The sequence below is a fragment of the Streptomyces gilvus genome, from assembly GCF_022513565.1.
GTDB lineage: Bacteria > Actinomycetota > Actinomycetes > Streptomycetales > Streptomycetaceae > Streptomyces > Streptomyces gilvus.
This window is the reverse complement of sequence record NZ_JAKWBE010000085.1, coordinates 1-569: the sequence shown is the minus strand read 5'-3', so window position 1 is coordinate 569 and position 569 is coordinate 1. Positions and strand designations below refer to the sequence as shown.

Annotated in this window: 1 protein-coding gene; it reads right to left on the bottom strand. The window is 73.5% G+C overall.

Annotated features, from left to right (window positions below; translation table 11 throughout):
• On the bottom strand, window positions 1–567 hold a 567-nt coding region (locus MKW14_RS40725), incomplete at its 3' end, for an electron transfer flavoprotein subunit alpha/FixB family protein (RefSeq protein WP_374116670.1).
• Window positions 568–569 lie beyond the last annotated feature (2 nt).

Below are 569 nucleotides of genomic sequence, written 5' to 3'. Positions count from 1 at the left end.
GCGCGCCGTGCGGCCGGTGACCCTCGTCCCGGTCGCCTGCTGCGAGAACGACACCGTAAGGGCCTCGACCGTGCCGGCGGCCGGGGCGGCCTCCACCGCGGCGGAGTTCGGCTTGACGGTGATCACCGGGATGCCCTTCGACACCCGGGACCTGGTGGTGAACGAGGCGGCGAACACCGACTGGGTCGCCACCGGACCCTCCGCGCCGGCCTCCAGGTCGACGGCGTCGGTGATGATCCCGGAGCCGATGCGCAGCGCCAGCCGCGCGGCGATCTCCTTGCCCTCCGCGGAGGAGGGGACCAGCACCGCGGCCGGGGAGACGGCGGCGACGGCGGCCTGCAGCGCGTCGACCTTCGGCACCACCAGGTAGTCGGCGTACTCGGAGGCCTCGTGCGTCAGCACCTTGACGGCGCCGTGCTCGGCGAGGGCGGCGGCGGTGTCGCCCGCGCCGTTACCGAGGGCGACGGCGACCGGCTCGCCGATACGGCGGGCCAGCGTCAAAAGCTCCAGGGTGGGCTTGCGGACGGCACCGTCCACGTGATCGACGTAGACGAGAACTTCAGCCATGG